31 protein-coding genes and 2 tRNA genes are annotated in these 15,811 nt (G+C 52.8%); 20 read left to right on the forward strand and 13 right to left on the reverse strand.

What is annotated here, in order from left to right; all coding sequences use genetic code 11:
* The 13 genes from ACOTWU_RS13730 to ACOTWU_RS13790 all read right to left on the reverse strand — a co-directional run.
* On the reverse strand, positions 1–647 hold a 647-nt coding region (locus ACOTWU_RS13730; protein WP_421625768.1), incomplete at its 3' end, for a hypothetical protein.
* Complete coding sequence (locus ACOTWU_RS13735) at positions 644–811, reverse strand: hypothetical protein (RefSeq protein ID WP_164474822.1); 168 nt, start codon at positions 809–811, stop codon at positions 644–646. The genes ACOTWU_RS13730 and ACOTWU_RS13735, both read right to left, overlap by 4 nt.
* Entirely contained in the window at positions 808–1,236 is a 429-nt protein-coding gene (locus ACOTWU_RS13740; RefSeq protein ID WP_315433142.1) for a regulator, read from the reverse strand. Before ACOTWU_RS13740 ends, ACOTWU_RS13735 begins: the two co-directional genes overlap by 4 nt.
* Positions 1,233–1,913, reverse strand: a complete 681-nt coding sequence (locus ACOTWU_RS13745) for a lambda exonuclease family protein (protein WP_219274397.1) — start codon at positions 1,911–1,913, stop codon at positions 1,233–1,235. Before ACOTWU_RS13745 ends, ACOTWU_RS13740 begins: the two co-directional genes overlap by 4 nt.
* The gene (locus ACOTWU_RS13750; RefSeq protein WP_315433139.1) at positions 1,910–2,116 is read right to left on the reverse strand and encodes a helix-turn-helix domain-containing protein; all 207 of its coding nucleotides are present in this window, start codon (positions 2,114–2,116) and stop codon (positions 1,910–1,912) included. The genes ACOTWU_RS13745 and ACOTWU_RS13750 overlap by 4 nt, the downstream gene beginning before the upstream one ends.
* Positions 2,113–2,958 (reverse strand): phage recombination protein Bet, encoded by an 846-nt coding sequence (gene bet / locus ACOTWU_RS13755; RefSeq protein ID WP_315433136.1) that lies wholly within the window; start codon positions 2,956–2,958, stop codon positions 2,113–2,115. The genes ACOTWU_RS13750 and bet overlap by 4 nt, the downstream gene beginning before the upstream one ends.
* A gap of 18 nt (positions 2,959–2,976) precedes the next feature.
* Positions 2,977–3,261, reverse strand: a complete 285-nt coding sequence (gamL, locus tag ACOTWU_RS13760) for a host nuclease inhibitor GamL (RefSeq protein WP_315433134.1) — start codon at positions 3,259–3,261, stop codon at positions 2,977–2,979.
* Positions 3,262–3,339: 78 nt separating this feature from the next.
* Positions 3,340–3,546 (reverse strand): cell division protein FtsZ, encoded by a 207-nt coding sequence (locus ACOTWU_RS13765; RefSeq protein ID WP_001752704.1) that lies wholly within the window; start codon positions 3,544–3,546, stop codon positions 3,340–3,342.
* Positions 3,543–3,701 (reverse strand): hypothetical protein, encoded by a 159-nt coding sequence (locus ACOTWU_RS13770; protein WP_047727208.1) that lies wholly within the window; start codon positions 3,699–3,701, stop codon positions 3,543–3,545. The genes ACOTWU_RS13765 and ACOTWU_RS13770 overlap by 4 nt, the downstream gene beginning before the upstream one ends.
* Positions 3,698–3,973 (reverse strand): antitoxin, encoded by a 276-nt coding sequence (locus ACOTWU_RS13775; RefSeq protein WP_230203951.1) that lies wholly within the window; start codon positions 3,971–3,973, stop codon positions 3,698–3,700. Before ACOTWU_RS13775 ends, ACOTWU_RS13770 begins: the two co-directional genes overlap by 4 nt.
* A gap of 140 nt (positions 3,974–4,113) precedes the next feature.
* Positions 4,114–4,506 carry a hypothetical protein gene (locus ACOTWU_RS13780; protein ID WP_230203950.1) on the reverse strand — a complete coding sequence of 131 codons (393 nt, stop codon included), beginning with the start codon at positions 4,504–4,506 and terminating at the stop codon, positions 4,114–4,116.
* Between the two features lie 877 nt (positions 4,507–5,383).
* Positions 5,384–6,073, reverse strand: a complete 690-nt coding sequence (locus tag ACOTWU_RS13785) for a hypothetical protein (protein ID WP_421625769.1) — start codon at positions 6,071–6,073, stop codon at positions 5,384–5,386.
* 14 nt (positions 6,074–6,087) lie between these two features.
* Complete coding sequence (locus ACOTWU_RS13790) at positions 6,088–6,792, reverse strand: XRE family transcriptional regulator (protein WP_421625770.1); 705 nt, start codon at positions 6,790–6,792, stop codon at positions 6,088–6,090.
* A 110-nt stretch (positions 6,793–6,902) separates the two neighbouring features.
* On the opposite strand from ACOTWU_RS13790, the gene ACOTWU_RS13795 reads away from it, so the two are divergent.
* The 20 genes from ACOTWU_RS13795 (at position 6,903) to ACOTWU_RS13890 (ending at position 15,807) form a co-directional block, all read left to right on the forward strand.
* Positions 6,903–7,130: a transcriptional regulator gene (locus tag ACOTWU_RS13795; protein WP_016042179.1), complete on the forward strand. Its 228-nt coding sequence runs from the start codon at positions 6,903–6,905 to the stop codon at positions 7,128–7,130.
* Between the two features lie 29 nt (positions 7,131–7,159).
* Positions 7,160–7,729: a hypothetical protein gene (locus ACOTWU_RS13800; protein WP_421625771.1), complete on the forward strand. Its 570-nt coding sequence runs from the start codon at positions 7,160–7,162 to the stop codon at positions 7,727–7,729.
* 88 nt (positions 7,730–7,817) lie between these two features.
* Entirely contained in the window at positions 7,818–7,985 is a 168-nt protein-coding gene (locus tag ACOTWU_RS13805) for a hypothetical protein (protein WP_312634418.1), read from the forward strand.
* The gene (locus ACOTWU_RS13810; RefSeq protein WP_421625772.1) at positions 7,972–9,057 is read left to right on the forward strand and encodes a replication protein; all 1,086 of its coding nucleotides are present in this window, start codon (positions 7,972–7,974) and stop codon (positions 9,055–9,057) included. The genes ACOTWU_RS13805 and ACOTWU_RS13810 overlap by 14 nt, the downstream gene beginning before the upstream one ends.
* Entirely contained in the window at positions 9,054–10,427 is a 1,374-nt protein-coding gene (locus tag ACOTWU_RS13815) for a replicative DNA helicase (protein ID WP_421625773.1), read from the forward strand. Before ACOTWU_RS13810 ends, ACOTWU_RS13815 begins: the two co-directional genes overlap by 4 nt.
* 4 nt (positions 10,428–10,431) lie before the next feature.
* On the forward strand, positions 10,432–10,731 hold the full coding sequence (locus ACOTWU_RS13820) for a protein ren (RefSeq protein ID WP_421625783.1): 300 nt from the start codon (positions 10,432–10,434) through the stop codon (positions 10,729–10,731).
* The gene (locus ACOTWU_RS13825; protein WP_045344947.1) at positions 10,728–10,976 is read left to right on the forward strand and encodes a hypothetical protein; all 249 of its coding nucleotides are present in this window, start codon (positions 10,728–10,730) and stop codon (positions 10,974–10,976) included. Before ACOTWU_RS13820 ends, ACOTWU_RS13825 begins: the two co-directional genes overlap by 4 nt.
* Positions 10,973–11,317: a hypothetical protein gene (locus tag ACOTWU_RS13830; protein WP_276194735.1), complete on the forward strand. Its 345-nt coding sequence runs from the start codon at positions 10,973–10,975 to the stop codon at positions 11,315–11,317. Before ACOTWU_RS13825 ends, ACOTWU_RS13830 begins: the two co-directional genes overlap by 4 nt.
* Positions 11,314–11,517 (forward strand): hypothetical protein, encoded by a 204-nt coding sequence (locus tag ACOTWU_RS13835; protein WP_045344904.1) that lies wholly within the window; start codon positions 11,314–11,316, stop codon positions 11,515–11,517. The genes ACOTWU_RS13830 and ACOTWU_RS13835 overlap by 4 nt, the downstream gene beginning before the upstream one ends.
* A complete protein-coding gene (locus tag ACOTWU_RS13840) occupies positions 11,514–12,308 on the forward strand; it encodes a hypothetical protein (protein ID WP_421625774.1) in 795 nt (264 codons plus the stop codon). The genes ACOTWU_RS13835 and ACOTWU_RS13840 overlap by 4 nt, the downstream gene beginning before the upstream one ends.
* Positions 12,305–12,487 carry a hypothetical protein gene (locus ACOTWU_RS13845; RefSeq protein WP_045325435.1) on the forward strand — a complete coding sequence of 61 codons (183 nt, stop codon included), beginning with the start codon at positions 12,305–12,307 and terminating at the stop codon, positions 12,485–12,487. Before ACOTWU_RS13840 ends, ACOTWU_RS13845 begins: the two co-directional genes overlap by 4 nt.
* A 145-nt stretch (positions 12,488–12,632) precedes the next feature.
* Positions 12,633–12,914 carry a hypothetical protein gene (locus ACOTWU_RS13850; RefSeq protein WP_315433110.1) on the forward strand — a complete coding sequence of 94 codons (282 nt, stop codon included), beginning with the start codon at positions 12,633–12,635 and terminating at the stop codon, positions 12,912–12,914.
* A 210-nt stretch (positions 12,915–13,124) separates the two neighbouring features.
* On the forward strand, positions 13,125–13,580 hold the full coding sequence (locus tag ACOTWU_RS13855; protein WP_047357441.1) for a YbcN family protein: 456 nt from the start codon (positions 13,125–13,127) through the stop codon (positions 13,578–13,580).
* Positions 13,580–13,750, forward strand: a complete 171-nt coding sequence (locus tag ACOTWU_RS13860) for a NinE family protein (RefSeq protein ID WP_315433106.1) — start codon at positions 13,580–13,582, stop codon at positions 13,748–13,750. Before ACOTWU_RS13855 ends, ACOTWU_RS13860 begins: the two co-directional genes overlap by 1 nt.
* Positions 13,743–14,375: a recombination protein NinG gene (locus tag ACOTWU_RS13865; protein WP_110921172.1), complete on the forward strand. Its 633-nt coding sequence runs from the start codon at positions 13,743–13,745 to the stop codon at positions 14,373–14,375. The genes ACOTWU_RS13860 and ACOTWU_RS13865 overlap by 8 nt, the downstream gene beginning before the upstream one ends.
* Positions 14,372–14,755 carry a hypothetical protein gene (locus ACOTWU_RS13870; protein WP_315433102.1) on the forward strand — a complete coding sequence of 128 codons (384 nt, stop codon included), beginning with the start codon at positions 14,372–14,374 and terminating at the stop codon, positions 14,753–14,755. The genes ACOTWU_RS13865 and ACOTWU_RS13870 overlap by 4 nt, the downstream gene beginning before the upstream one ends.
* Complete coding sequence (locus ACOTWU_RS13875) at positions 14,752–14,868, forward strand: hypothetical protein (protein WP_315433100.1); 117 nt, start codon at positions 14,752–14,754, stop codon at positions 14,866–14,868. Before ACOTWU_RS13870 ends, ACOTWU_RS13875 begins: the two co-directional genes overlap by 4 nt.
* Positions 14,865–15,554: a bacteriophage antitermination protein Q gene (locus ACOTWU_RS13880; protein ID WP_126499324.1), complete on the forward strand. Its 690-nt coding sequence runs from the start codon at positions 14,865–14,867 to the stop codon at positions 15,552–15,554. The genes ACOTWU_RS13875 and ACOTWU_RS13880 overlap by 4 nt, the downstream gene beginning before the upstream one ends.
* A 98-nt stretch (positions 15,555–15,652) precedes the next feature.
* Positions 15,653–15,727: transfer RNA gene (locus tag ACOTWU_RS13885), tRNA-Asn, on the forward strand.
* A gap of 5 nt (positions 15,728–15,732) precedes the next feature.
* Positions 15,733–15,807 (forward strand) — tRNA-Gly (locus ACOTWU_RS13890).
* Positions 15,808–15,811: the final 4 nt, after the last annotated feature.

A 15,811-nucleotide genomic window follows, 5' to 3' on the forward strand; every position in this document is an offset into this window, starting at 1 on the left:
CGTGTTTCTTTGCTTGCCGGCGCGTAGGCTGATTTATCCCACGCTTTGTCGATGCCGATGTTTCGCGCCACATTAGTACTGTCGGCTGACGACAGTGGGATGTGTCGGAATATATCGGCGTTCAGCATGCGCAGGCCGTGAAGCTTTGTTATCGGATACCCGTTTATGTCGACAACGTGACGGATGAGATCGCGTAACTTTGCCCGACATGAGCGCGGGCGCTTTGCGTCGTATTCACCCATGCTACCGATGCATACGCGCGGAAATTCCCGACACAGGCGGAAGAAACGTTCATCGGGCTCGTTCATGTGCCACACAGGAGCGCCGACTACTTTGCCGTGCGGCCACTCGGCGATTAACGCGTCGTTCTCTTCACTGGTCCCGCCGATCACGTCAGGGATAACTGCAAAAGCAAAGCGAGGGTGATTCATCCAACGACCTACAAACGCGTAGTAGTCATTCCAGTTAACAACGCGCTTTTTCGTCCAGAAGCTGAATGCGCCGTTATCCAGCGCGAAAGACTGGGTGACTTCGCTGGCCAGGGCTAATTGGCCGGGGTTGGCGAAGGAAATGAAAGCGTGCCTGCCTTTCCATGCCTTCAGGGCGCATATGTCCGGCGTAATCGGTCCGCCGTGAAAATGGATCATGCACCCTCCCGCTCCGGATCGTTAACATCCCAGCCATTACGCTCATTATTGGTTTGCAGCCGCTTATCTCCGACCTCTTCAATGCTGCGGCCGGTAATCTCTGCGACTTCAGCGTTTGAGTGTCGCCACAGCAGCGCCAGCTCTTCGAGAGACCACGCTTTCATAGCACTGACTCCATTTCGTCGATGTAGAGGCCCTGAGCAATGAGGCGGCGACGCCGGGAGGCACGTTCAATGCACTCCTGCCGTCGGCCTTCCCGTGACTGCTCTATGGCGCGCCGGGTGAACAGCCGCGATTTACCCTGCGGCGTAACAACCTTCGGCTTCGTAACGAGGTCGAAAGCGCGGTCGCAGATGCCGTCATCGTTGAGCCATTTCTTCGACTCAACGATCTGCGCTATCTGTCCGGAGCCGCGGGTGATGCCGTTGGCGACCCGGTTAAACTCAATCAGCGTTACGCCAAACTTCTCAGCGATTTCGCTACCGGTTACCGGGCGGCCGCGCGTCTGAATCATCCAGATAACGCGTTCGCGGAGGCCGGAGAATTGCCCGGTTCGCCCGGGCCTGCGGTAAAAGGGTGTGCGTTTCATTTCCACTGCTCCCCGAACGTGAAGCCGATTTCCGCCAGCGCTTCGTCCATCTTCTCGATGAACTCCGGCACCATTTCATTGAAATCGGTCATATATTGCGGATCCCGCTCAACGACGACGTGGTGAATACCTTCGCGTTTCATGCGCGGGTCGTAGTTGGCAAAGAACCAGGCTTCTTTCCCGGTCACCCACATGCTGTACTGCACCTGGGCCATATACGCAGACTTGATGGCTTCGAAACCGCCAAGGCGGAACTTCATGAAGTCGCGAGAGGTGAAAGGGCATTTAAGCTCAAGGCCGAACCCGTTACTGCACAGGCCGTCAGGGGAGCACGCGGTGCGCATGCTCTCGTCACGGAACAGGATCGGCGACTCCGTGACTTTCACGTCGGTGGTGAACTCGAAAAGGGTGCGTGCGTCTTCCTCGTACTGCTTGCCCCAGGCCAGCGCCTTGGCGTTAACCTCTGGCGCCACGCCGGTGCATACCTCGGCGAGTAGAGTGTGGAAGTAGGACATCTTCATGTCAGTCCATTTCTTTCCCGATCTTGGCTTGGCGATGACGTTGTGCACTTCAGAGGCGGTGATAACGCCGAGGCGCAGCCTGTGCCACGCCTCATCGCCCTGTTGGATATTGGTTACGTCGATGCCAGTCCGGGCAAGGATAATTTCTGGTGTCATAGTTTTACCCTGTATACGTTCTGCTTATTTGAACGGGTGCCATCGTGAAACCATATCGCGCACCTGGTGACTTCTATCCATTTGCGCCGCTCAAGCTCGGCGATGAACCATGACACGCGAGACTTTGAGATGCCTAAAATCTTTGCTATGTCGCGAATGCTGTGTTTTCCGCTTCGCAACAGTGAAAGGAGGGAGGGTGTCATGCTGCCGCCTTAGCTTTTTTCTGAAGGAAGTTGAACCCTTTCTGTGCCTCTTCTTCAGTGAGGTCTGACGCCTCAAGAATTGGCCGTTTGAAGATGTCGCTGCACACAGGGAGGAAGTCTTGCTCCCAGTCTTTATCCAAGGCTGTTAAGAGATCGGTGATCGCCTGAAGCGTTTCTTCGCTTGCTGCTGGTGGAAGTGCTTCAGTGGTGCTGCGGGGCGTGACGTCACGGATATCAACGTCCAGTGATTTGCCTTCCATTTCTTCGGCGGTAGGCTGCTGTCCAATCTCAGGCCATGCCTTACGCAACGCCTGGGCTTCTGCGCATTTAGCCAGCTGGCCGTATGGGCGCTTTTTCCACATCGCGTTCGGCGCCGTGGTGTCGCGTCCGCCGGTGGCGTAGTTTTCAATCCAGTATTCTTTGGCGCTGAACTCGACGATCTCTCCGCTAGGCATGCGCTTGTAGACGGTGTATTTGCACCACTGAGGGAATGTGACCTCGACACCAGAAAGCGTCTGCGTCGTGTCTGGACCGAACTCTGGTTCGCGGGCACCGGCATAATCACCTGAGCGGTCCGCCTGAATGCGGTAAAGCCCGATGCCCGGCATGACCACGTCGCGCCAGTCGCCTTTACCTGTTTTCGAGTCTTTGACGTACATCGGAACGAGGTGGACAGGTTTGAGCAACGGATCCAGCTGGCGTGCGCGGCAGTAGTCAAGCGCCATCATTACCGATTCGTCTTTGGCGCCAGGGTAGATGCTATTCTTCAGCGCGCTCCAGGTGGAGACGTCGACGCCTATCTCCTGAAGTGACGTCGCTGTGATTGTTAATTCGTTTGCCATCGTTAATCCCCTCAAAAATTAAAACGGGCAGCCGGTACGGTGTTCCCAGTCGTATTCCGCCTGGGCGTAAGCAACTGCCGAAATGAAATCGTTGTAGGCCTCGCCAGCTTTATCGCTGCGAAGTCCTTCGTATGGGCTGGAGTCAATCGGGATCGTGAAGTGGAAGAGGCCGGACGGTTCTTTTGGCATCATGTCGATGATTTTCTGCGTCCTGTCGTCGATCCACTTCTCCTTCTCGTCGGTGAGTTGCTGCTCAACCCAGTGCCGATCTTCGATTCGGTCGTAAGTGAGGTATGCGTTCATGGCTGAACTCCTGAAATTTGGATGTGCAGATCCAGCCCGCATTGAGCCAGGCCGATCGGTTGAATAGGGTGGTTGGTATCAGTGAACCATCGGCTCGCCGCGCTCATTCAGCAGCACAACGACGGAATCACTTTTGATGATGGTTTTTTCGAAGATGTTGAAGGCGTATAGGCCTTTCTCAACGTTCGCAGAGGCGCGATAAGTTTTGCCGTGGTGTTGCAGCATTGTTCCCGGTAAAACCTCGCTACGTGGCACTGATGCGGTGCCATAGTGCATTCCAATCATACCTTCACCTCAACCTGTTTCAGGAGGCCAGCGATATGCATCTGCCAGCGGTTCAGTGTCAGCTTGTCGCGCGGTGCCGATACCGACGTCAGTTGCCACTCGTTATCGTTGAGCTTTTTGGCGGTGTACTGCTTTCCGTTGTGGGTGACTGTCATGATGCCTCCAAGCCAATGGCATCAGAGATAATCTGGAGTTTCTCATCTGAAACACCTTTCCCGTTACCAACTGGCTTTTCCATCCAGTCGAGCGACACTAGTCGGCCGTCGTCGATAACACCGATATTGAAATCATCACAACCTGCTACTTCAAATCCGTGAGAAATTGCTACTTCCCGCTTATCAAATATTTCCAAATCTGAGGAATAACCAATGCCGTAACCGTGGTCGTTTGACCATGCGTGCTGCTGGATAACGATAAATTTTTGCATAATCACTCCGCCCGTAAGCTGGGCTGCTGAACGTTAAACAAGACTTCTGCGCTAATGGGCGGTGGATGGCCGCCAGTTGTCATAACTAAGCCGCCTCGGTGAAGCGACTGAGGTATGAAAAAACCCGCCGTGGCGGGTCTTCAGAAATAGTCTTTATGGTCGTGCATCGCTCGCTGGAGGATCACCTTTGCATCTTCAAAGCTGGCAGATTCAAAAGCCTCTCTTATGGCCTTAGCCAGGCAAGTCGCATCGCTTTCATAGTCATCAGCTCTGCTTTCCCAGTTTGATGCCTCTTCTTCAGCCTCATAAAGGCGATCGCCATACTCGCACTCGAGTTCCTGGCGCACTTCATCACGAAGCTTCTCCATGATGATTTCGGAGGCTTCTTCAATCGGCATTGTTTCCAGAATCGTCTCTGGCTGATGAGTGCCGTATTTCAGTGAGATGTCAGTAGCAAACATGCAACCTCCAAAAAAATGCCCGCGCGCTGGCGGGCCAAGAAGACTTTTCCAATCCAACCAGAACAGGATCATCGTCTCCTGTGCGGTTGAGATGGCAGTATTACCATCACCAAGCATCGGCGCCCGGTGCTTGAGGTTGGCTCTGTAGTTACCCGCTGATGCGGGAGAAATGCTTTGGTCGGTGTGGTGGACTGGCACTGAGTCGCCACTCTCACTTACTTCCTGAGCGCCCTGTTTCTGTATTGGCAAACAACAATCTGCCCAGCCGGTTTTCAGGTCTTATCACACTGCTAGCGTTGCACCTCGCTTGAGGACACCGCCACCACACCCCAAAACATTCCACGGTGTACCCCGGCGTAATCCGGGGCTGAATGTTGGTTTTCAGTCGTCACTGTTACCTGTTACATAACTCCTCCGATACGGTGCGCCGCGTCGAAAAGGGTGGCAGCGGCTAGCCATTTGAACGTGATGCCCAATCGGGCGTGAAAGATTCTGTGATTCAGCCCAGCCCACTCACTTCGAATGGACTGGAATAAATCTGTTTGCGCTTCGCACCTCTCATCCCGCCAGTGTTGCCCGTTCCCACGCCTTTATCGCTCTCGCGAGGGGGTAGCCTTCTCACCGACCGGTTCGCCGCCGGTGATACGCCGCATTTTGTGCGTTGGGGTCTAAACAGGATTACTGAGTGCTGTTCCGACTTTGTATGTTGTTAAAAAGCAGGCGACTTGCTGTCCGCCGCTGGCTAACTTCGCTCAGCTGTCGATGTTTCGTTTCGATGGATTAAAGATAACCTTAGTTATGAGTGATAGCAATAACCTAATTTATAATCATCATCACATAAGTTATAATGCACTGATAACTAAATGAATTTATTTTTGTAAAAAATGTGGAGGGGGGATTTCTGACAATAAAAAACCCCGCATTGCGGGGCTTTCAATCAAGGCGGGGTTTAGAAATAACCGTTGTCTTTGCAGACGGAGAACGTAGACAGGGTCTCGGCATCATCTCCGCCCATACCTATAAAGCCAGCGTGAGGTTTACCATTATTGATAAGCATGACCATGAAAGGTGTGTTTCCAGCATATCCGCCGTATGAGTTTTTGGAGTTAACCAGGCCGCAGTATGCGCCTTTCCCGTTGCTCACAAATTTAGAGTGCTTGAATCTGGCGCTTTCTGGATCTTTCAACTGGTCTTTGACCGCTGCCTCAACAGCATTTATCTCCTGCTTCGTGAGAGACCTATATTTCCAGTCAGTTGCCGGTTTGTCGTTATCTGAATTGTTCGGCGATGGACTAACATCAATGCAGTTGGCCCATTGCTCAGTAATTCGAGCAATTCGGTCAGAGATAGCGAAATCAGTTTTAGAAAGGCTTGCCGCGAACACTTTTGTCTTGTCGTCAAGAAAAAGCATTCCATTTTTTTGTTTACTGATTATTGGTGAAATGATCACACCACCATTTGGACGAGTGGCTTTAAAGGATTTTCCATCAAATTCGACAGTGCCTTTTCCGCCAGGAGTCATTGGAGCATTAGCTCCATTACTGATGTCCGACTTAGCGTAATCGCAGCTCAGGGTGCTAGAGCCGATTGCGTTCGTAGTTAAAGCCAGTAAAGATAATGCTATTAGTTCTAATTTCATCCCTTCCCTCTTGATTACCAGATAGTCGATGTCCAGAACATGCGACCAATAATCTCTACGCTCTCGATATCCGCTTCTTCATCAGGGTACTCTTCACTGTTGAAGCTGCGAATCACGATGCGGGTAGGACTCACACGATAAATGGATTTTAGCCTTTTCCATCCGTCCTGGCTTATTGCATAAACCTTGCCATCAACGATTTTTTTGTCGTTCGTGTTGATAGCGACCGTCGTCCCTTCAGGGATCATGGGCTCCATGCTATTTCCTGATGCCGGGAAGCACAGCACGCTATCTTTCTGGGCTCCCACCTTACGAAGGGTAGACTTCGCAAAACGAAGTTTGAATCCGTTATAGTCATCTTCCAAGCAGGAACCATCACCACACGCAAGTTCTATGTCTTTCAGATATGGCACTTCGACCTCGTCATCTGGCAGATCTGTTTTGCTATCCCAAGCGTCAACTTTACCCCATTCTGATTCTGGTGGGATAGCGGAGTCCTTGCGTCCTTCGTCCTGCATTGAGCCTACGCCCGAACTGAGCCATTCCGGACGCACGTTCAATGCATGAGCAAGCTCAACCATCTTACGGCTGCCTGTGGTTTTTCCTGATGTCATTTTCTGAATTGCAGGTTGAGATATGCCGACTTTCTCAGCCAGCTGCCCTTGGGATATGCCTGCGGCTCTCATAGCCGCGTTAAGTCGATCTGCGAATGTTTTCATAGCGCCAATATATAACTCAGGTTATGCAGAGTAAAATAACAAAGGTTATGGACAAAGGTCATAACTTGGGTTATCTTTTCATTAATCCAGTAATCGGATAGGTAAAATCCATGAACAAAGTTATTCAACGAGCTTTAGAAATCGTTGGCAGCCAGAAGCGACTCGCAGATATTTGCGGCGTTAGCCAGCCAGCGGTTCACAAGTGGCTTAACGGTGGTTCCGTATCTCCGGAAAAAGTAACAGCCATCGTAAACGCTACTGGTGGCGAGATTAAGGCACACGAAATTCGACCTGATCTTCCCGACCTGTTTCCACACCCAGAGAACCATGCCGCTTAACGGCGGCCCTAACCACGAAAGGGAAAGCAATGCATTCACTTGCGTATCAACAGAGTACCGGACTTGAACAACGTCCGTTGATTTCGATTTATCAAAGCGTTCCGCGCAATAACAGTAAGCTGACCAGGATCCGCGAAGCTGTTCGCGCCTGGCAGAAGGCAACGCCCGGACAGGCTCAGGTACACATTTCGCAGCTGGTAGCAAAGGAGTGGCTGGCGCGCGGCGGTCGTGGATTGCTGCTGGCCGGTTCTGAGCACAACACCAAGCAGAACTTCTTCCGGATGATTAACGACCCGGGCCCTAAGAACGATAAAGGCCTGGTGCTGCTGATCCCCGTCATTGTTGATGTGATGGCTCGGGATAACGAGCAGGTGGCCCGTCAGTTCGGTCTGGTGAAAGGCAAGACGAAAGAGGAGTTGATTGCGGAGGCCATGAAAGAGTGCACTGAAGCGCATCAGGCGAAGTTACTTGGTCAGCCGATACAACGCCTTGAGAAAGAGGTGAGAGAAGCTGCTGAAGCACTGCTGCGCTTCCTGCCAACTGAATCAATCGCTGCGGTGGTGACAAGTCTGGCCGCTATGTCGCCGGGAGTTATGTGATGGGTACTACCAAAAAAGCGAAAGCCCTTGAAGCGGTCACTTCAAAGGCCCTTATCACACTGTGTTACGCCAAGTAACGGGAGTAAGTATGTCAAAAAATCGCAAAAAGTACCAGGAAAAAGAGGAACGTCGCCATCCAGATTCACCAGATGGCCTGGTTGTCGCTGCCTCAAAAAACCGGGCGTTCGCTGAGCGCTTCGTTGGCATGGCAAGACTGGCACTGATTCAGGCAGGGGTGAAGCATGGGCGTCGTTAAGCATTTAGCAGACTACAGGCCGCCGATGGAGGTCGTGGAGCATCGTGTGGCGCAACTGGAAGATGGGTTCACTCGCGTTGCGAATGAGCTTCTTGATGCCGTTATGGCTTCAGGTTTGAGCGAAACTGAGATGTGCATTGTGCTGGCAGTCTGGCGCAAGACATACGGCTTCAATAAAAAAATGGATTGGGTCAGCAACGAGCAATTGGAGCAGATGGTTGGTAAGCACCACACGCATTGCTCTACTGCCAAAAACCTGCTGATCGGCAAGAAGGTATTCATTCAGGAAGGCCGCAAAGTGGGCATGAATACCAATGTTTCCGAGTGGAAAACGAAGGTTAACGGATTCTGCAAAACATTAGCTAAACCTGCTAAGAAAACCTTAGCGGAAGTTGCTAACAGAACTAAGCAGAAGATGCTAACCACAAAAGACAATAATCAAAATACAGAAAGACAAGATCCCCCTAAATCCCCCAAGGGGGAAAACTCACTCGCTCAGGAAGTGATGGATTACTTCAACGAGCTAACGGGTAGTCGTTGTGCTGCGCTGGCACCTTTTGAGAAAGCTCTCTCCACAGTGAAGAGCAAAGACCAGTGCTACACCGCCGAAGAGCTGAAGCTGGTTATCCGCTGGGCCCATGTGAACTGGGGTCACAGCTTCAAGCCAGAGAACCTGTGCCGTATGACCCGCTTTGATGGATACCTGTCAGACGCCCTGATATGGGCGGATGGCCAGGGAAGCAATCCGGCAGCCTGTCCGCACGAAGAGATCATCAAACTCTGGAATGAAAAATTCCCTTCGAAGGCCGTTTCGCTGCATGAGTGGAACCGCCGCCGTCCGGCCTATCGAGACCTGGAAGCTGTGTGGAACGGCAAAACCACCCAGGGCAACTGGCGAGAACTGAAGCACATGGGAATGGCCTTCGAGCTGATTAGCAAGTCTTCCCTGTTCGGCACCAGAGGCGATCAGCCATGGCTGACTCTCGACTGGATACTGAATCCGAAGAACTGGGGATCTGTCTACGAGCAGGCCATCAACGAGCACCGTGAGCGCAAGGGAGTGAAAGCATGAGCCGTTTTATTGATTTATACGTTGAGCAGGCCGTCATCGGCGGAATAATGCTTGCAGCAGGGCGCGCAGATGGCGTGGACATGGCTACCGATGCGATTGAGGGCCTGACTGAGGACCACTTCACAGCAACGCCCCATAAAGTGGCTCTGCGGTCCTATAAGCGACTCAACGAATCCGGTTCGAAGATAGACCTGCTTACGCTGACCAGCGATCTTGAGCAGCTCGGGGTGCTTGAGAGTGCGGGTGGTTTCGCTTACCTGGCTGAATGCAGCAAAAACACTCCGTCTTTCGCAAACCTGGCAGCCTACTGCGAAAAGCTTCGGGAAATGTACCTTGGTCGCCGTATGACCCTGGCGTTACAGGTAGGGATCCAAAAATTGTCCGAACCATCCAGTGATGGTATCGCTGACATCATCGGCAACATTCAGGCTGATATCTCCAGCATTGAGCACAGTGCTGACTATGGCACCGAGCACATCACTACCGGTATCGACATGTCGTTAGAGACCATCCAGTCGATTATTAGCGGCGATATCTGGAAGCACAAAACCGAGTTGGGCATGGCGACCATTGACAGCGCATTCGGCGGGTTCAACAACACCGATTTCATCGTTGTCGGCGGGCGCCCTGGCATGGGGAAAACCATGTTCAGCACCACCGTGACCGAGACAGTCGGCCTGAAAAACAAAAAGCCTGTGCTTTTCTTCAGTCTGGAAATGCCAGTTGATCAGATCTCGGAGCGTGTCGCGTTCCACCGGGCCCGGGTGAGCAAAGAGGATTTACTCAGCAAGCAAAGCGGCGTGATGGACGGGGCCTGGGGAAAGGTCGGCCATTGCATGAAGGATTTCATCGACTCTCCGATCTACATCAATGACAAGCCATCCCTAAGCGTTCACCAGGTGCGTGCGGAAGCGCGGCGTATGAGTAAGAAGCTGGGCGGACTGGGCGTGGTAATCGTCGATTATCTCCAGAAGATGCGCATGTCTGACCCTGAGAACATGAACCGCAGCGTAGGGGAGATCGCCACCGGCCTGAAGAACCTGGCGAAAGAGTTGCGTTGCCCGGTCATCGCACTGGCTCAGCTTAACCGTAAGGTCGAAGAACGTGCTAATAAGCGCCCGGTCGCAGCTGACCTCCGCGAGTCCGGTGTTATCGAGCAGGAAGCCGATGTGATTTTCATGATCTACCGGGATGAGAAATACAACCCGAACACCGAACTGAAAGGCATCACCGAAATCATCTGTGTGAAGTCCCGCCATGCGCCGGGGGCAGAAAAAACCTACCACTTCAGCAGCCGCTACTCCGGCCTGGACCCGGTAGATTTCACCTACAGCGGCCAGATGCAACAGGAGGCTGACTATGAGTGCTAAGACAATGAAAGGCAAGCAGGCAATTCTGCATTATCTCGAAACGCACCGGACCTTCACTGCGAAGGATGTGGCCACAGATTGCGGCATGACAATCAACTGCATCACGAAGAACGCTATCGACCTGGAGCGGGCCCGCAAGATTGTCCGGGTGAACAAGGTCTGGCGAACGGTGACTTATCGCCTGGCGACGCCAGAAGAACAGGATGGCACCGCGCGCAGCTGCACCAACGGAATATTTCAGGAGTGCCGGAACAGTCAGGCGATGAAGCGAGTATTGATGGTTTGGGGGAGGGTAGGGGTATGAGCGAATGGAGTGATTATCGCTTGATGGTTAGGACCATGGCGAAGGGTAACGGTGTAACGCTCATCAGCATCGCCAAGCACTGCGGCGTATCGCACAGGAAGCTCAATCAAATTCTGCAAGCCGGGCCATCCAAAGAACAGGAAGAACTCATAGCCGAAGCTCTGGGCTGCGCAGGGTGTGACCTTGCGGAAATCCACAGGCAAATGGGCGAGTTATCAGACAAGTACGGGAGAGCATCAGCATGAAACCAACATACGAAGAGCTGGAAGCAAAATGCGCGGCGCTGGCTGCGGAGAATGCGGGGCTGAAGTCAGCGATTGAAAAGCATGCTGACAGTTACATCATGTGCGGATATTGCCGAACTGAGCGCGATGGCAAGAACGACGATGTTTGTGAAGTACTTGATTCAACCCCAGCAACCGACGCTTTCCTGGCTGAAGTGCGGGCCAGTGCGGTTGATGAAGCTTGCCTGAAAATTAGCAACGCAATTGTTAATTGCTATCAGGACGAACTTGTCGGTCTTGATGAAGCGGCAACTATCTGCGGTGACTTCGCATCAGAGGTTCGCAAAGGAGTGCAGTCATGACTCGCATCCGTAACTTTGGCTGGAATCGACTCAAACTGGCAACTCTGTCTTACGAAGAGATAAGCGCTCTCGAAGAGCAGGTGAAGCAGGAGCACGCCTGTAGCGATGGCATCCACATGTACGACAAAGCAGGTCGTGACAAGCTCGATGCTCTGAGTTGGGCCGTATACAACAAGCAGAAGCGGGAGGCCGCCCAATGAGAAACATCGACAAACATGCCGTGCAAGCAGTTGCCGATTTGAAAGCTGGTTACACCCTCGGTCACGCTGATGTGGCAATCCTGAACGAGCTGGCGAGTATCGCGCTGGCATCGCTTGAAGCGGAGGCTGTTGGCGAGGTCGTCCTGGGCGAATATGACGATTGCGGATGCCACCCGGATGCAAGGGTAGCGTGCATAGCCGCTGATGGTCAGGCTGACTGGGAGAATTTCAAAGATGGCACTCGGTTATACACCGCCCCGCCAGCACCGGTATCTGTGCCCGCTGCGATGGAAATGGATGATGACTTTGACAGCGCGTTTGAACATGGAAAAGCTGTCGGCTGGAACGCCTATCGCGCCGCCATGCTTCAGGGTGCAGATGGTACCCTCACCAATGAAGGTACCATACCAGTAACGCAATTTAAGCCGGTAGCAGACCTGTACGGCTTAACCTCACCAACTGGCGGTGAAACATCTTTCACTTTCGACGCTGTTGAAGCTCGCGATTTTATTGATGGCGGGTGGTCATGTCAGGAGTACGTAGAGCTTGGACGCTTTCAAGAAGCCATGCTTCAGAATGGTAACTCTCCAGCGCAATCCGATTGCTGTCCGGAGCAAAACTACATCGCTCCGGCGCAGGACGGCAACTCTCCGGTGATTCCGGATGGTTGGGTGCTGGTGCCAGAAGAACCCACCCATGAAATGCTTGAGGCTGGTGATGAACAATTCGGAACTTACGATGTGTATCGCCGGATGATAGCAGCATCACCGCAGCATGAGGTGAAGCCGTGAACCGAAAATTCTGGCTGCTGTATCTTTTGATTGTCGCATCAGTCTGCGTCTTTGTAGCTGGCTTTGAATTTAACCTCATTGCATTTTCTGTTGTGGGGCTATTCGGAATATTCATTTCCGGGATTGTAATTGGCGACCACGGAGGAAGGTTAGGATATTTCGGGGGTGATGATGCCTAACCCATTCGACGCAGAAAGGCTGTAAGAAAAAATAGCAAACTATTTTAACTCATTGATATATACACATGTTTTACAATTTAACTGCTTCATTTCCTCTTTCTTGGTGGTACATTCATTTGGCGATGTAAAACCAACAGGAGGCGTTATGAGTATCGATCAACTTTGCATGAAACAAGAGTGTTGGGCATTGGAGATGCTTGGTAGGGTTGGCGCTTTAACACAGTGCCCTCATCATGAGGGCACTTATGTTGATGAGGGCATAGAAGAGTCCGACATCTACAAATACGCTGCTGGAGCTTATAAAAAAAGCAACGGCGGCCATCCATTCGAAAGCTTTAAAGAAATGACTGATGCTGTTAAAAGCGCATATGAAGAGCACGGTGGGAATGATGTATGCTCGCTTTGCTGTAAGTACGCGGAAGATTGAATTCGTGGACTCAAATGAGGCCATTCACTTACGTTGATTTTATGGAATCAACCGTCCATAATCATGTCATCGGAGCCTGAACAACTCCGGTGACTTCTGCGCATTTAAGGGGACTTAAATGCGACCACAATCTGAACTCCTCACCTTTTCACAGATGCAGAAATGCACCTGCGATTTTCTGCATTCTGCGGTTTCCGTTAAGGAGGCCGTATGACTCTGCCAGTAGACGGAATCAAACTCCATCGCGGCAACTTCGCGGCCATTGGCCAGCAGATTCAGCCATTGCTGGATGCAGGGCAATGTTTCCGCCTTCAGGTCAAGCCGTGGCGCGAGAAGCGCAGCCTGTCTCAAAACGCACTCTTTCATCTTTGGATGGGAGAAATCAGCGAATACCTCATCAAATCCGGGCGTACCGACGCAACGCCGGAATGGGTTAAGCGCAACCTCAAAAAGACGTACCTCGGATGCGAAGAAGTCACCTATACCGACTTCATTACCGGTGCGAAAGAAACCTCATGGGAGCCTCGACACACCTCCCTCCTCGACACTGGAGAGATGCATATCTTCATGTGCAAGGTCGAAGCCTGGTGCGCCCAGTTCGGCCTGGCGCTGACTATCCCCAGCGGCTGCGAATTCCAGCAGCTGCGCGATAAGCAGGAGGCCTGATGTCTACTCCGCTTTCCCGCGTTATCACCAACGAAATCTTCCGCGTTCCGGCGCGCCGCAAGCGTAAGCCAGCGGTTAAGCCGTCCGACATCCCGACTTTCAAGGACTACACCGCCCGTCCGGTCGATGAGAAATGGCTGCGTCTCGCGGCAAGGAGGAAACGTGCGTAAGCCTTCCCGCCGTAAGTGCAAAGTATGCGGTGAATACTTCGTGCCGAAATTCAACGACATCCGGATCCGCTGGTGCTGCCCTGAACACGGCGCAATCCTCGCTATGGAAGAGCGCGAAAAGGAGAAGGTGAAAGCCGCGGCCAAGCGCATCAAGGAGCGCAAAGAGAAAGAGCGCGCGGAACGCCGGGATCTGAAGGCGAGAAAGGTGGCGCTAAAAACGAAACCGCAGTGGAGAGCTGAAGCACAGGCGGCTTTCAACCGGTACGTCCGTCTGAGGGATGCCGGTAAGCCGTGCATCAGCTGCGGCAGGCTGCCTGAGCAGAAGTTTGGCGGAACCATGGACTGCGGCCACTACCGCACCCGCGGTGCAGCAGCGCACCTGGCTTTTAACCTACACAATACCGCAGCCCAGTGTGTCTATTGCAATCGGGATCGTGACGGCGCGCAAAAGGCATTCGAACAGGGCCTTATTGAGCGCATCGGTGCCGGAAAAGTTGAGGCGATAAACAACGATAATTCCGTCCGCCGGTTCGACATCCCATACCTGCAGCGAATCAAATCCATTTTCACTCGTAAAGCCCGCGCGCTGGAAAAACGCCGCGCCCGCCGACAGGAGGCAGCATGAGCACAGAAACTGAAATTGAACTGGGCAAGATTGTCGCGTTCCCGACGAAGAATAACGACCTACAGGACGGGCTGGTTATTCAGCGCGAAGGGCAGAAGGTTATGTGCCTGCACTCTACTGTTTGGGTGAATGAAAAAGACCGGACTTTACGCTGCCGGAAGTGCGAAACGCTAATCGATCCATTCGACTACCTGATGACACTTTGCGACCGGGAGTCTCGCTACTGGGAAAGCGTAAAGTATCTTCGCCGCGAGGAAAAGCAACGCCGCCAGAACATCGAAAAGCTCATTCAGATTGAGAAGAACGCCAAGTCCCGCATACGCCGCGCCGGGGATAAGTCACCACTTCCTCTCTGGCAGAACGAGAGGGTGGACGAATGACACGTGACCAGATTATCCGGTATCAGGCAGAAAGCGTTAAGCGCGCCAGCATGCCGCCAGTAGCAAAGCACAGCCAGACCAAAACCATCCAGCCACATAAGGAAGCCGCATGAACAGTCAGCAACTGGAATACGTACGTCAGCAGCTCATTGTGGCGACCGCAGACCTCAGCGGGGCGACGAAAGGGCAGCTGGTAGCTTTCGCCGAAAATGCGCAGTTCACCGCGACGGCGCGCAGCCGGGGCCGAAAAAAGGTATTCGACAAGGATAAGCAGCGCATGGTCAACCCTGATGGCCCGGCGATGAGCGGCAGTCAGTCCCGCGCTAAGGGCTCATCTATTGCGCTGGTCAGCCCGGTAGAGTTCGGTACCGCGTCATGGCGCCGCGCTGTCCTGTCACTGGAAGAGCATCAAAAAGCATGGCTGCTCTGGAACTATAGCGAGAACATCCGATTCGAATATCAGGTGGCGATAACCCAGTGGGCCTGGACAGAGTTCCGGGAGCAACTCGGCGCGAAGAAGGTGGCGGGCAAGACTATGGAGCGCCTGAAGAAGCTTATCTGGCTGGCGGCGCAGGACGTTAAGGCGGAACTGGCTGGGCGCGACACTTACGAATACCAGGCGCTGGCGTCGCTGGTTGGCGTAACGCCAAAGAACTGGTCAGAGACGTTTACGGACCGCTGGGTTGAGATGCGCCGCATCTTCCTGCGCCTGGATGGCGGGGCTTTATTGCAGGTTACGCGATCACGTTCACAACAAAAGGCGACAAATTTAAACTCAAGTCTTGCAAAACTGGATTGAAACGCATATATTTCATGTAAATCTGATATCGTCGCCATAGCTTCGTAGGTCGACAAAGAATTACAAGCCTCGCCATTGTGCGGGGCTTTTTCGTTTCAGGGTCAGAAGCACAGCGGTTGTGCGTTCGGCTGTTAACCGAATGGTCGAAGGTTCGAATCCTTCCTGTCCCGCCAATTCTGCATCTGTCGTAGTTTGGGAATTACGTCTGGCTTCCAACCAGAAGATGCGGGTTCGATCCCCGCCAGATGCTCCAAATT

The organism is Enterobacter cloacae complex sp. GYL001 (assembly GCF_049237125.1).
Lineage (GTDB): Bacteria > Pseudomonadota > Gammaproteobacteria > Enterobacterales > Enterobacteriaceae > Enterobacter > Enterobacter hormaechei_C.

What these genes read in the sequence shown, in the direction of transcription:
- ACOTWU_RS13795 (WP_016042179.1), top strand. Translation starts at nt 6,903, where the DNA reads ATGAACAAAGTTATTCAACGAGCTTTAGAAATCGTTGGCAGCCAGAAG.
- ACOTWU_RS13875 (WP_315433100.1), top strand. Translation starts at nt 14,752, where the DNA reads ATGACACGTGACCAGATTATCCGGTATCAGGCAGAAAGCGTTAAGCGC.
- ACOTWU_RS13810 (WP_421625772.1), top strand. Translation starts at nt 7,972, where the DNA reads ATGGGCGTCGTTAAGCATTTAGCAGACTACAGGCCGCCGATGGAGGTC.
- ACOTWU_RS13835 (WP_045344904.1), top strand. Translation starts at nt 11,314, where the DNA reads ATGACTCGCATCCGTAACTTTGGCTGGAATCGACTCAAACTGGCAACT.
- ACOTWU_RS13780 (WP_230203950.1), bottom strand. Translation starts at nt 4,506, where the DNA reads ATGATCCTGTTCTGGTTGGATTGGAAAAGTCTTCTTGGCCCGCCAGCG.
- ACOTWU_RS13800 (WP_421625771.1), top strand. Translation starts at nt 7,160, where the DNA reads ATGCATTCACTTGCGTATCAACAGAGTACCGGACTTGAACAACGTCCG.
- ACOTWU_RS13855 (WP_047357441.1), top strand. Translation starts at nt 13,125, where the DNA reads ATGACTCTGCCAGTAGACGGAATCAAACTCCATCGCGGCAACTTCGCG.
- ACOTWU_RS13870 (WP_315433102.1), top strand. Translation starts at nt 14,372, where the DNA reads ATGAGCACAGAAACTGAAATTGAACTGGGCAAGATTGTCGCGTTCCCG.
- ACOTWU_RS13820 (WP_421625783.1), top strand. Translation starts at nt 10,432, where the DNA reads ATGAAAGGCAAGCAGGCAATTCTGCATTATCTCGAAACGCACCGGACC.
- gamL (WP_315433134.1), bottom strand. Translation starts at nt 3,261, where the DNA reads ATGAACGCATACCTCACTTACGACCGAATCGAAGATCGGCACTGGGTT.
- bet (WP_315433136.1), bottom strand. Translation starts at nt 2,958, where the DNA reads ATGGCAAACGAATTAACAATCACAGCGACGTCACTTCAGGAGATAGGC.
- ACOTWU_RS13740 (WP_315433142.1), bottom strand. Translation starts at nt 1,236, where the DNA reads ATGAAACGCACACCCTTTTACCGCAGGCCCGGGCGAACCGGGCAATTC.
- ACOTWU_RS13860 (WP_315433106.1), top strand. Translation starts at nt 13,580, where the DNA reads ATGTCTACTCCGCTTTCCCGCGTTATCACCAACGAAATCTTCCGCGTT.
- ACOTWU_RS13840 (WP_421625774.1), top strand. Translation starts at nt 11,514, where the DNA reads ATGAGAAACATCGACAAACATGCCGTGCAAGCAGTTGCCGATTTGAAA.
- ACOTWU_RS13830 (WP_276194735.1), top strand. Translation starts at nt 10,973, where the DNA reads ATGAAACCAACATACGAAGAGCTGGAAGCAAAATGCGCGGCGCTGGCT.
- ACOTWU_RS13775 (WP_230203951.1), bottom strand. Translation starts at nt 3,973, where the DNA reads ATGCAAAAATTTATCGTTATCCAGCAGCACGCATGGTCAAACGACCAC.
- ACOTWU_RS13745 (WP_219274397.1), bottom strand. Translation starts at nt 1,913, where the DNA reads ATGACACCAGAAATTATCCTTGCCCGGACTGGCATCGACGTAACCAAT.
- ACOTWU_RS13765 (WP_001752704.1), bottom strand. Translation starts at nt 3,546, where the DNA reads ATGATTGGAATGCACTATGGCACCGCATCAGTGCCACGTAGCGAGGTT.
- ACOTWU_RS13850 (WP_315433110.1), top strand. Translation starts at nt 12,633, where the DNA reads ATGAGTATCGATCAACTTTGCATGAAACAAGAGTGTTGGGCATTGGAG.
- ACOTWU_RS13805 (WP_312634418.1), top strand. Translation starts at nt 7,818, where the DNA reads ATGTCAAAAAATCGCAAAAAGTACCAGGAAAAAGAGGAACGTCGCCAT.
- ACOTWU_RS13815 (WP_421625773.1), top strand. Translation starts at nt 9,054, where the DNA reads ATGAGCCGTTTTATTGATTTATACGTTGAGCAGGCCGTCATCGGCGGA.
- ACOTWU_RS13880 (WP_126499324.1), top strand. Translation starts at nt 14,865, where the DNA reads ATGAACAGTCAGCAACTGGAATACGTACGTCAGCAGCTCATTGTGGCG.
- ACOTWU_RS13735 (WP_164474822.1), bottom strand. Translation starts at nt 811, where the DNA reads ATGAAAGCGTGGTCTCTCGAAGAGCTGGCGCTGCTGTGGCGACACTCA.
- ACOTWU_RS13770 (WP_047727208.1), bottom strand. Translation starts at nt 3,701, where the DNA reads ATGACAGTCACCCACAACGGAAAGCAGTACACCGCCAAAAAGCTCAAC.
- ACOTWU_RS13785 (WP_421625769.1), bottom strand. Translation starts at nt 6,073, where the DNA reads ATGAAATTAGAACTAATAGCATTATCTTTACTGGCTTTAACTACGAAC.
- ACOTWU_RS13750 (WP_315433139.1), bottom strand. Translation starts at nt 2,116, where the DNA reads ATGACACCCTCCCTCCTTTCACTGTTGCGAAGCGGAAAACACAGCATT.
- ACOTWU_RS13790 (WP_421625770.1), bottom strand. Translation starts at nt 6,792, where the DNA reads ATGAAAACATTCGCAGATCGACTTAACGCGGCTATGAGAGCCGCAGGC.
- ACOTWU_RS13825 (WP_045344947.1), top strand. Translation starts at nt 10,728, where the DNA reads ATGAGCGAATGGAGTGATTATCGCTTGATGGTTAGGACCATGGCGAAG.